The sequence below is a fragment of the Peribacillus simplex genome (genome assembly GCF_030123325.1).
Lineage (GTDB): Bacteria > Bacillota > Bacilli > Bacillales > DSM-1321 > Peribacillus > Peribacillus simplex_D.
In genome coordinates, this window is sequence record NZ_CP126106.1 from 395,835 (window position 1) to 408,415 (window position 12,581).

Annotated in this window: 6 protein-coding genes and 3 rRNA genes; 8 read left to right on the forward strand and 1 reads right to left on the reverse strand. The window is 43.6% G+C overall.

Annotated elements, in window-relative coordinates; genetic code table 11:
- Positions 1 to 493 precede the first annotated feature (493 nt).
- From QNH43_RS01955 to QNH43_RS01990, 8 genes are all read left to right on the forward strand, one after another.
- Positions 494 to 2,044: ribosomal RNA gene (locus QNH43_RS01955) — 16S ribosomal RNA — on the forward strand.
- 178 nt (positions 2,045 to 2,222) lie between these two features.
- Positions 2,223 to 5,154 (forward strand): 23S ribosomal RNA (locus QNH43_RS01960).
- Between the two features lie 64 nt (positions 5,155 to 5,218).
- Positions 5,219 to 5,334, forward strand: a 5S ribosomal RNA gene (gene rrf / locus QNH43_RS01965).
- The 16S, 23S and 5S rRNA genes sit together here, the layout of an rRNA operon.
- Positions 5,335 to 6,187: 853 nt before the next feature.
- Positions 6,188 to 7,390 (forward strand): MFS transporter, encoded by a 1,203-nt coding sequence (locus QNH43_RS01970; protein WP_283916615.1) that lies wholly within the window; start codon positions 6,188 to 6,190, stop codon positions 7,388 to 7,390.
- A gap of 70 nt (positions 7,391 to 7,460) precedes the next feature.
- Positions 7,461 to 8,222 (forward strand): type I 3-dehydroquinate dehydratase, encoded by a 762-nt coding sequence (gene aroD / locus QNH43_RS01975; protein ID WP_283916616.1) that lies wholly within the window; start codon positions 7,461 to 7,463, stop codon positions 8,220 to 8,222.
- A gap of 60 nt (positions 8,223 to 8,282) precedes the next feature.
- Positions 8,283 to 9,167 carry a quinate/shikimate dehydrogenase gene (locus QNH43_RS01980; protein ID WP_283916617.1) on the forward strand — a complete coding sequence of 295 codons (885 nt, stop codon included), beginning with the start codon at positions 8,283 to 8,285 and terminating at the stop codon, positions 9,165 to 9,167.
- 279 nt (positions 9,168 to 9,446) lie between these two features.
- Complete coding sequence (locus QNH43_RS01985; RefSeq protein ID WP_283916618.1) at positions 9,447 to 10,655, forward strand: MFS transporter; 1,209 nt, start codon at positions 9,447 to 9,449, stop codon at positions 10,653 to 10,655.
- 222 nt (positions 10,656 to 10,877) lie between these two features.
- Positions 10,878 to 11,891: a LacI family DNA-binding transcriptional regulator gene (locus tag QNH43_RS01990; RefSeq protein WP_283916619.1), complete on the forward strand. Its 1,014-nt coding sequence runs from the start codon at positions 10,878 to 10,880 to the stop codon at positions 11,889 to 11,891.
- Between the two features lie 121 nt (positions 11,892 to 12,012).
- Here QNH43_RS01990 and QNH43_RS01995 read toward each other — a convergent pair whose 3' ends face one another.
- Positions 12,013 to 12,570, reverse strand: coding sequence for a shikimate kinase (locus QNH43_RS01995; protein ID WP_283916620.1), 558 nt, complete (start codon positions 12,568 to 12,570; stop codon positions 12,013 to 12,015).
- Positions 12,571 to 12,581: the final 11 nt, after the last annotated feature.

Here is a 12,581-nt window from a genome sequence, read left to right on the forward strand (position 1 = left end):
TTTCGAGGTCATGAAACAAGAATGAAAACTTTTAAGGTTTTTTCAGGATACCTTCAGCTCTGTCCAACTAATGTGTGTATTTTCCTTCAGTAAAACGGACCCTTGAACCCATTCATGATCTCACTTTGAGAGAAGAAAATATTTATTTTGAAATGTGTTGACTTTATGGCAGGAAAGGATTAATATAAATAAGCACCAACTAAGACAAACGAAAAACTTCATCACTTTCGGCAGATTGCTGAAAGAAATAACTGTTGACTTCTTACTATGAAAATGATAAGATGAAATGGTCGCTGAAAAACACAGCGATTTAAAATAAGTTAAAAACTTCGCAGAAGTTGACAACTAATCAATAAGATGTTATGATGAATAAACAGCCGTTCGAAAGAACGAATGTGAAATTGCTCTTTGAAAACTGAACAAAACAAAGCGCCAACGTTAAATTTTAAGTGAGCACACACTATCAAAAAAGCAAATGAGCAAGTCAAACATTTCTTCGGAGAGTTTGATCCTGGCTCAGGACGAACGCTGGCGGCGTGCCTAATACATGCAAGTCGAGCGAATCGACGGGAGCTTGCTCCCTGAGATTAGCGGCGGACGGGTGAGTAACACGTGGGCAACCTGCCTATAAGACTGGGATAACTTCGGGAAACCGGAGCTAATACCGGATACGTTCTTTTCTCGCATGAGAGAAGATGGAAAGACGGTTTACGCTGTCACTTATAGATGGGCCCGCGGCGCATTAGCTAGTTGGTGAGGTAATGGCTCACCAAGGCGACGATGCGTAGCCGACCTGAGAGGGTGATCGGCCACACTGGGACTGAGACACGGCCCAGACTCCTACGGGAGGCAGCAGTAGGGAATCTTCCGCAATGGACGAAAGTCTGACGGAGCAACGCCGCGTGAACGAAGAAGGCCTTCGGGTCGTAAAGTTCTGTTGTTAGGGAAGAACAAGTACCAGAGTAACTGCTGGTACCTTGACGGTACCTAACCAGAAAGCCACGGCTAACTACGTGCCAGCAGCCGCGGTAATACGTAGGTGGCAAGCGTTGTCCGGAATTATTGGGCGTAAAGCGCGCGCAGGTGGTTCCTTAAGTCTGATGTGAAAGCCCACGGCTCAACCGTGGAGGGTCATTGGAAACTGGGGGACTTGAGTGCAGAAGAGGAAAGTGGAATTCCAAGTGTAGCGGTGAAATGCGTAGAGATTTGGAGGAACACCAGTGGCGAAGGCGACTTTCTGGTCTGTAACTGACACTGAGGCGCGAAAGCGTGGGGAGCAAACAGGATTAGATACCCTGGTAGTCCACGCCGTAAACGATGAGTGCTAAGTGTTAGAGGGTTTCCGCCCTTTAGTGCTGCAGCTAACGCATTAAGCACTCCGCCTGGGGAGTACGGCCGCAAGGCTGAAACTCAAAGGAATTGACGGGGGCCCGCACAAGCGGTGGAGCATGTGGTTTAATTCGAAGCAACGCGAAGAACCTTACCAGGTCTTGACATCCTCTGATAACCCTAGAGATAGGGCTTTCCCCTTCGGGGGACAGAGTGACAGGTGGTGCATGGTTGTCGTCAGCTCGTGTCGTGAGATGTTGGGTTAAGTCCCGCAACGAGCGCAACCCTTGATCTTAGTTGCCAGCATTCAGTTGGGCACTCTAAGGTGACTGCCGGTGACAAACCGGAGGAAGGTGGGGATGACGTCAAATCATCATGCCCCTTATGACCTGGGCTACACACGTGCTACAATGGATGGTACAAAGGGCTGCAAACCTGCGAAGGTAAGCGAATCCCATAAAGCCATTCTCAGTTCGGATTGCAGGCTGCAACTCGCCTGCATGAAGCCGGAATCGCTAGTAATCGCGGATCAGCATGCCGCGGTGAATACGTTCCCGGGCCTTGTACACACCGCCCGTCACACCACGAGAGTTTGTAACACCCGAAGTCGGTGAGGTAACCTTCATGGAGCCAGCCGCCTAAGGTGGGACAGATGATTGGGGTGAAGTCGTAACAAGGTAGCCGTATCGGAAGGTGCGGCTGGATCACCTCCTTTCTAAGGATAATTACGAGAGCGCTTTTGTTTTGTTCAGTTTTGAATGAGTAATTCATTCAAATAGGAAAGAGATGCATCACGATGTGATGAAAATCCTTTCTGCTTTGTTCCTTGAAAACTAGATAATAGATAGAAGGCAATTAATTTTTTTCAAAGCATCTGTAAGATCTTTTTTAACGGTTAAGTTAGAAAGGGCGCACGGTGGATGCCTTGGCACTAGGAGCCGATGAAGGACGGGACTAACACCGATATGCTTCGGGGAGCTGTAAGTAAGCTTTGATCCGGAGATTTCCGAATGGGGAAACCCACTGTTCGTAATGGAACAGTATCTTTACCTGAATACATAGGGTACTGAAGGCAGACCCGGGGAACTGAAACATCTAAGTACCCGGAGGAAGAGAAAGCAAACGCGATTTCCTGAGTAGCGGCGAGCGAAACGGAATTAGCCCAAACCAAGAGGCTTGCCTCTTGGGGTTGTAGGACACTCAACATGGAGTTACAAAGGAACGGGGTAAACGAAGCGATCTGGAAAGGTCCGTCGAAGAAGGTAAAAACCCTGTAGTTGAAACTTCGTTCCCTCCTGAGTGGATCCTGAGTACGGCGGGACACGAGAAATCCCGTCGGAAGCAGGGAGGACCATCTCCCAAGGCTAAATACTCCCTAGTGACCGATAGTGAACCAGTACCGTGAGGGAAAGGTGAAAAGCACCCCGGAAGGGGAGTGAAATAGATCCTGAAACCGTGTGCCTACAAGTAGTCAAAGCCCGTTAATGGGTAATGGCGTGCCTTTTGTAGAATGAACCGGCGAGTTACGATTTCATGCGAGGTTAAGTTGATGAGACGGAGCCGCAGCGAAAGCGAGTCTGAATAGGGCGAATGAGTATGAGGTCGTAGACCCGAAACCAGGTGATCTACCCATGTCCAGGGTGAAGTTCAGGTAACACTGAATGGAGGCCCGAACCCACGCACGTTGAAAAGTGCGGGGATGAGGTGTGGGTAGCGGAGAAATTCCAATCGAACCTGGAGATAGCTGGTTCTCTCCGAAATAGCTTTAGGGCTAGCCTCAAGATGAGAGTATTGGAGGTAGAGCACTGATTGGACTAGGGGCCCCCAACGGGTTACCGAATTCAGTCAAACTCCGAATGCCAAATACTTATTCTTGGGAGTCAGACTGCGAGTGATAAGATCCGTAGTCGAAAGGGAAACAGCCCAGACCACCAGCTAAGGTCCCAAAGTATACGTTAAGTGGAAAAGGATGTGGAGTTGCTTAGACAACCAGGATGTTGGCTTAGAAGCAGCCACCATTTAAAGAGTGCGTAATAGCTCACTGGTCGAGTGACTCCGCGCCGAAAATGTACCGGGGCTAAACGTATCACCGAAGCTGTGGATTGACACCATTGGTGTCGATGGTAGGAGAGCGTTCTAAGGGCGTTGAAGTCAGACCGGAAGGACTGGTGGAGCGCTTAGAAGTGAGAATGCCGGTATGAGTAGCGAAAGAAGGGTGAGAATCCCTTCCACCGAATGCCTAAGGTTTCCTGAGGAAGGCTCGTCCGCTCAGGGTTAGTCGGGACCTAAGCCGAGGCCGAAAGGCGTAGGCGATGGACAACAGGTTGATATTCCTGTACCACCTATACATCGTTTGAACGATGGGGGGACGCAGAAGGATAGGGTAAGCGCGCTGTTGGATATGCGCGTCCAAGCAGTTAGGCCGGAAACGAGGCAAATCCCGTTTCCATTAAGGCGGAGCTGTGATGGCGAGGGAAATATAGTACCGAAGTTCCTGATTCCACGCTGCCAAGAAAAGCCTCTAGTGAGATGTAAGGTGCCCGTACCGCAAACCGACACAGGTAGGCGAGGAGAGAATCCTAAGGTGTGCGAGAGAACTCTCGTTAAGGAACTCGGCAAAATGACCCCGTAACTTCGGGAGAAGGGGTGCTTTTTAGGGTGAATAGCCCAGAAAAGCCGCAGTGAATAGGCCCAGGCGACTGTTTAGCAAAAACACAGGTCTCTGCGAAGCCGCAAGGCGAAGTATAGGGGCTGACACCTGCCCGGTGCTGGAAGGTTAAGGGGAGAGGTTAGCGCAAGCGAAGCTTTGAACCGAAGCCCCAGTAAACGGCGGCCGTAACTATAACGGTCCTAAGGTAGCGAAATTCCTTGTCGGGTAAGTTCCGACCCGCACGAAAGGTGTAACGATCTGGGCACTGTCTCAACGAGAGACTCGGTGAAATTATAGTACCTGTGAAGATGCAGGTTACCCGCGACAGGACGGAAAGACCCCGTGGAGCTTTACTGCAGCCTGATATTGAATTTTGGTACAGCTTGTACAGGATAGGTAGGAGCCTGAGAAGCCGGAGCGCCAGCTTCGGTGGAGGCGTTGGTGGGATACTACCCTGGCTGTATTGAAATTCTAACCCGCGCCCCTCATCGGGGTGGGAGACAGTGTCAGGTGGGCAGTTTGACTGGGGCGGTCGCCTCCTAAAGAGTAACGGAGGCGCCCAAAGGTTCCCTCAGAATGGTTGGAAATCATTCGTAGAGTGTAAAGGCACAAGGGAGCTTGACTGCGAGACCTACAAGTCGAGCAGGGACGAAAGTCGGGCTTAGTGATCCGGTGGTTCCGCATGGAAGGGCCATCGCTCAACGGATAAAAGCTACCCCGGGGATAACAGGCTTATCTCCCCCAAGAGTCCACATCGACGGGGAGGTTTGGCACCTCGATGTCGGCTCATCGCATCCTGGGGCTGTAGTCGGTCCCAAGGGTTGGGCTGTTCGCCCATTAAAGCGGTACGCGAGCTGGGTTCAGAACGTCGTGAGACAGTTCGGTCCCTATCCGTCGCGGGCGCAGGAAATTTGAGAGGAGCTGTCCTTAGTACGAGAGGACCGGGATGGACGCACCGCTGGTGTACCAGTTGTCTTGCCAAAGGCATAGCTGGGTAGCTACGTGCGGACGGGATAAGTGCTGAAAGCATCTAAGCATGAAGCCCCCCTCAAGATGAGATTTCCCATGGCGCAAGCTAGTAAGATCCCTGAAAGATGATCAGGTTGATAGGTCAGAGGTGGAAGCATGGTGACATGTGGAGCTGACTGATACTAATAGATCGAGGACTTAACCAACGCTTTTTAAAAAATGAAATACCTTCTTATTATCTAGTTTTGAAGGAACAACGTTCCTTACATGTTTGGTGGCGATAGCGAAGAGGTCACACCCGTTCCCATTCCGAACACGGCAGTTAAGCTCTTCAGCGCCGATGGTAGTTGGGGGTTTCCCCCTGTGAGAGTAGGACGCCGCCAAGCCATTTAAAAAGATCAGCCATCCTGGCTGGTCTTTTTTTGCGTTATAAAATCAAAAAACTGTAAAAATTATGAGGCCCCATTATTTCTATATATACAGAAGTTGTTATATCATCATCCGCATCGTTTTGACCCATCCTCAACTTAAGCGAGATATTCTTCCAACTTACTTAGGAACGGGGTATTCATATCGACTGCAAATAACTGGAATTGGATTTAAATAAACAGCAGTTCATATATTTTAGCTAAAAAGAAATTTATTCAGAAACTGATAACTAAAAAGGTGGAGAATATCGAAAGGAAGGGAGCCTTCATAAATAATAAAATAATTTGTGCCACAGTAAATATAAGTGTTCTTCATCTTGTATGAACAATAACACTTTTAACGTAAATAGGATCCAAAATGAGCACTTCGGAAATTAGAAGTAATGAGTATGAGGCTCGCTTTATAGTTATTAAGGACTGTTTCGTAAGTTTGACACAATTAAATTAGCGCAGTATAATAGTTTGGTAGAACGATATACTAAAGAAAGTTAACTAAATAACTTTAGCGCAAGAGCTAATTCAATACCTTTTGAATTTAGAAGCTAATCGTTCAATATTAGTATAACGATATACCAATATTGTTGGTAGAACGATGTACTAATATTAACTAAGATTAGTAGAACGATATACTAGTCTGCTTAAGTTAGTAGAACGATGTACTAACTTAAGCAGGTTAACCTAATCAAGTTTATTGTTTTTATTTAGTACGTAACTTGTTTCTTAAATTTATGGTATGGGGCAAGGGGGAAACTTCTGAAAGGCTTAAGAATCAAATTGTATTTCGATAACTTTTTTAATAGGGGTGTGTTTCATGAAAAATCCATTTATAAAAATGGCCACAGGTTTATATATTAGCTATTTTATTTTAGGCATGATCAATATTATCATTGGGTCAAATATGGAAAATTTATCCGAACAATTAAATGCAAGTGCCTCAGGGATAAGTTACTTGGTCTCTGCAATAGGAATCGGTAAGTTAGTTTCCTTGTTTTTCGCAGGTAGACTGTCGGATAAGTTAGGAAGGAAGCCGTTTGTCGTTTCAGCATCTTTTATCTACCTGATCTTCCTCATAGGTATACCTTTGGCTCCTAACTATACATTGGCATTTATATTTGCTGTGTGTGCTGGTGTTGCAAACTCATTTTTGGATGCTGGTACGTATCCAGCACTAATTGAGGCTTTTCAAAAGAAAGCAGGTTCCGCTACTGTATTAATAAAAGCATTCGTTTCAGTCGGTGCCGCACTTCTACCATTTATCATGGCGTTCTTTATGGCTAGAGATATGTTTTACGGATATACATTCTTCTTAATGGCCGCTGTTTATCTTGTTAATGGATTTTTCCTGCTTAAGGTTTCATTCCCGGATCATAAAGCTCAAATCCAGACTCAAGATGATGAACAAGCTGTGCCGGTTCAACACCAATTCCTCTCAAAACCGAAGTTTGCTCAGGAGGGGGTTGCCATCATACTATTAGGCTTCACATCAACTGCTTTATTCATGCTGGTTCAAGTCTGGCTCCCGAACTTTGGACAAGATGTATTGGGGCTGACCCAAGCTAAGGCTGTTCAATTGCTTAGTTACTATAGCATTGGCTCCCTTGTTTCTGTCATATTACTAGCAGTCCTATTGAATAAAGTCATTAAGCCCATTACCGTCATGATTATTTATCCGATCATTGCTGCATTATCTTTATTGTCACTCCTATACATCCAACAACCATTTATAACTGTTTTGAGTGCTTTCTTCATAGGGCTTTCAACTGCAGGGGTGTTCCAATTGGCCATGACAATAATAACAGAGTTCTTCCCTGCCAATAAAGGGACGATTACTTCGTATGTAAACATTGCAGCTAGTTCAGCCTTTATCATCATACCTTTCGTTACAGGTATCATTTCTAAGAGTGCTGGTTTAACTGCGGTCTTCTTGTTTGATGTGGCAATTGCGGTAGTAAGTATTTTATTGGCCGTATTCGTTGCCTATCGATACAAAAAGGTAATTAAGGTTTCCAATTAAACGGTTTTAGCCGAAAAATCAGCGGGGCATGAATCTCCACTGAAGATAATGATAAAAGGGGGAAACATCCATGAAAACAATCACGATCAAAGACGTAACGATCGGAGAAGGGGTACCAAAGATCATCGTTCCACTGATGGGAACAACTGAAGAAGAACTGCTTAAAGAAGTTGAAACGGTAAATGCGCTACAGCCGGATATCATTGAATGGCGAGTAGATGTCTATGAACAAGTCGAAAGCTTAGAAGCCGTTTCGGATATGATTTCTAAACTTAGAAGTGCTGTACCCAATACTTTGCTGCTTTTCACTTTTAGAAGCCATAAAGAAGGCGGGAACAAGGAAATCAGCGATGAATATTATTTCCAACTTCTTCATGCAGCAATTGGAACGAAGAATATTGATCTTGTCGATGTGGAATTATTTTTTGAAGAATCATCAGTGAAAGAGACTGTAAAGGCAGCTGAAGAAAATGGCGTATACGTAGTAATGTGTAACCATGATTTCGATAAGACACCAGCAAAAGAAGAAATCATTTACCGATTGCGTAAAATGCAGGAATTTGGCGCCCATATTCCAAAAATCGCTGTAATGCCCCAGACGGTTGGTGACTTACTCGTTTTATTAGATGCAACTTACACGATGAAAACAAAGTATGCCGATCGTCCATTCATTACGATGTCAATGTCGGGCACAGGCCTGGTCAGTCGATTATCAGGTGCGGTGTTTGGATCTGCTTGTACATTCGGTGCCGGAAAAGAAGCATCTGCCCCAGGACAAATTCCTGTTGCTCAATTAAGAGATGTATTGGAGATCATTGATCAAAACATTTAACTCATAATTCCTTCCAAGAAGGAGTTTATATAAAGTTTTAAAAATCAGGGGGAATAGAACATGGAAAATTTAGGACGGATTAATGGGAAAACAGAATTAGTAGGATTGCTGGCAACACCTATCGGCCATTCTTTATCACCTGCAATGCATAATTTGGCTTTCGATAAATTAGGCTTGAATTGCGCCTATTTAGCATTTGAAGTTGGAAATGAACAGCTGGAAGATGCAGTCAAAGGGATGCGTGCATTAAATGTGAAAGGATTTAACGTATCCATGCCTAATAAAATGAAAATCCTTCCGTATCTTGATGAATTGGCAGACAGTGCTAAATTTTCAGGAGCCGTTAATACAGTTGTCAATGTCGATGGAAAGTTCGTAGGGCACAGTACCGATGGAATGGGATATACTCGGAACCTAAAAGAACATGGTATAGATATTAATGGCAAGAAAATGACTCTTATCGGTTCTGGTGGGGCTGCTACTCCAATTGCCATTCAATCTGCGTTGGAAGGTGTGGCGGAAATCAGCATTTTTGCTCGTGATGATGCTTTCTTCCCGCAAGCAGTAGAGAATGTACGGATCATCAATGAAGATATGAAGCACTTAAATGTGAAAGCTAATGTATACCCTCTTGAAAATGTTGAACAATTAAAGGCTGAAATCGCAACTAGTGATATTTTGGCAAATGGAACCGGCGTTGGCATGAAACCACTTGAAGGCTTAAGTGTCATTCAAGACGAATCAATGCTGCGTCCTGATTTAATCGTAACCGATGTTGTATACATCCCACGTAAATCTAAACTTATGGAACAAGCTGAGGCTGCCGGTGCTACAGCCATTAATGGCCTTGGGATGATGCTTTGGCAAGGTGCATTGGCCTTTGAATTATGGACAGGACAACAGATGCCTGTTGATTACATCAAAGAGCAATTGTTTGCAGAATAAGATGATTCCACTCTGGAGATTATTCTCCATTTTATCGTAATAGAGGTTTAGTCATAATCGATGTGCATCATCGTTATATGATTACCATCAAATGAGTGCAGAAACCTCGGAGCTAAGAAAATGCAGGGAGTGAAATTCCTTGTTTTTCTTAGCATTTTTTTTTGAAAAGTGGTTTTCATGTAAATGGATAACATAAAGGGGAGGCACTAATGTAATTACATTTTGCATTAAAGTGTCCTAGGGGAGAAACACAACGTGATTTATTATAGGGGTGTAATAATGAAAAATCAGTATTTTAAATCGGCATCTGGCATGTATATTAACTATTTTCTGCTGGGGATGGTAAATATAATTCTCGCCTCAAACATGCCCTCTTTAACAGAACAATGGGATACGGACTCTACTGGCATCAGTTATCTTATTGCAGCTATAGGAATAGGTAGATTACTCACCTATGGTCTCTCGGGAGTATTATCTGATAAATTTGGAAGAAAGCCATTGGTCATTGTCTCTTCGGTTATAATGGGAGTTTTTTTAATTGGGATTCCATTTTCCCCCACATATGAAATGGCCTTTGTATTTGCTTTACTTGCGGGAATATCCAACTCAGCCATGGATGCTGGTACATATCCGGCGCTAACTGAAATGTTTCCTGAATCTGCTGGTTCCGCCAGTGTTATGGTCAAGGCTTTTGGTTCACTTGGTGCAACCATCCTGCCATTACTCATCTTGTTTCTTACTAGGAACCAATTATTTTATGGGTTTTCATTTTTATTACCGGCTGTCATCTATTTCATGAATATGTTTTTTATGTTGTCCGCTTCATTTCCAAAAAGCAAATCCGATGCTGTCAGTCATGAGGAGGGTTTGCATATGAACAGGTTCATAACTGAACCTAAATTTTGGAGCGAAGGAGTCGCGCTAATCATAATTGGGTTTACATCAACTGCGTTATTTACAGTTTCGCAAATCTGGTTACCGAGTTTCGGCCAGGAAGTTGCAGGGATGTCATCTTCAGGTGCAATTAAATTATTGAGCTTTTATAGTGTTGGATCTCTAATTTCCGTCCTGCTATTATCCATCTTATTAAACAAATGGATTAAGCCCGTGACGGTGATATTGCTTTATCCAATGATTACTTTTCTTACGGTAATCATCATATTAACGATACATTCACCTATTGTCTTAAGTATTAGCTCCTTTTTCCTTGGAGCATCGACAGCTGGGATATTTCAATTAACCATTGCAATAATGACTGAACTCTTCTGGAGGAAAAAAGGAACTGTAACGGGGATCGTTGCGACGGCATCCAGTTTGGCGAGCGTCATATTACCAATTGCAACGGGCTTGATCGCTAAGAGTGGAGATATATCGCATATATTTCTTTTCGATTGCTTTATTGCAACGATAGGAATCCTAGCTGCAGCTTTTGTTTATTACCGGTATAAAAAATTAACACAGCACCAGACCATATTTAACCATGGCTAAAATATTGAAGGAGTATTAAAACTCCATCTGCTATAACTAGGGTGGCGTTTTTTTGGGGGATAATGAATATTGGATATAGATGTATGGGAGGGATTATTAATCGATGAGATAACCATGTTCCAAAAGCAAGGGTGTAATAATGACAGTAACTATATTATTATTATAGTAAGAACATGATAATAATAAGTACATCAAAAATACATTCAAGATGGTGATTGAACTATGAAACAATCCAAAAAAGGACGGGTCACGCTGCAAGAGGTAGCGAAACATGCTGGGGTATCTACATCCACTGCTTCCCTTATCGTTCGTAATAACCCCCGAATATCGGAAGCGACGCGAAAAAAGGTATTAAAATCCATGCATGAATTGGGCTATGTTTACGATAGAATTGCAGCAAACCTAAGGTCGCGGAGTTCCGATACTGTAGGAATCATCATTACCGACATATCAAATACCTTTTTTTCAGAATTCCTGATAGGCGTTCACGATGCATTGGATGAGGTCGGGTATACAGTGTTGCTGGGGACTACATTCGACTCGGTTGCCAAGCAAGACCATCTCCTTTCGACCATGATGGAGCATAGGGTGGGAGGCCTGATTCTTTGTCCTGTCTCTGAAAGCTCACAAGATACAATTGAACGGTTAAATGAAATTGACACGCCTATGGTCCTTGCTGTTAGGGAACTACCTGGAGTGAATAGTGACTATGTAGGCATAGATTATCCAGAAGGAGCCAGGATCGCTATTGATCATCTCCTTGGAAAGGGGCATAAAAGAATTGCGCTCCTTGGTGGCATCAAGGAATCTTCTACTTGGATCGAGAGAATGGAGGGATACCGTGAAGCTCTTTCAAGAGCTGGATTGGAAGTGGATGAATCGTTGGTGATAGATAGTGCCCCTACACGGGAAGGAGGGCTGGAGGCTGTATTGAAAGTACTGGAGAATCCTAATCCGCCTACGGCGATTTTTTGCTTTAGTGACTTAATTGCCTTCGGTGTTATGCAAGGATTAATGATGAAAGGATACACACCTGGAAAAGATATAGATATCGTAGGGTTCGATAACGTTCCAGTCGCAGAAATCTATCATCCTCCGCTAACGACCATTTCCTCATTCCCTAGACGTATTGGAAAAGAGGCAGCGAATCTTCTGTATCAGCAAATGGAGAAAATTGAACGTGAACAACAGCGAATCATATTGAATCCGGAACTCATTATTAGAGAGTCCTCCTAAAAAAGAAAAATAAAAAGGTGATTAGTTTACAGGAGGCTAGGAATCCATACCGCTGTACCCTTTTCATCTTTTCTATTATTCTTTTATTGGGAACATTGATTACATAACAAAAAGGATGGTCTTACTTAAGCGGTTCATAAATATCCCAGGCCACTTTCAATGAATCGACTATGAAGTCTGCCACTTCATCAACATCAAGATCATTGGTATTCACTTTTGAATGATGATAGGAGTATATTTCTTGTCTGGTGTAAAAGAGTTCTTCGATTTCCTCAAGGGACCGACTTTGTAAAACAGGTCTACTATCAATTAATAAGCCGATTCTCTCTTTCCAGTATTCCCAAGATAAGTCCAGATAAAAGACAATGCAATTGGATAAACAGATATTCCGTATATCCTCTTGTAAAAATGCCCCGCCACCAACTGAAATGATTTTCAATTGTTGTTGACTGAAGCTTTCAATCACACTTTTTTCTTTTTCGCGAAAAACTTTTTCGCCAAACTTCTTGAATATTTCTGTAGTGGGCATATTGAATTCCTTTTCAATTTCTTGATCTATATCAATAAAGTCCCTATATAATTTCCTTGCTACTTTCTGTCCGATCGTCGTCTTTCCTACCCCCATAAAGCCAATAAAAACGATACTTTGCATCCTCAAAGATGTGTTTTTATTAATCATTTATAAATCCC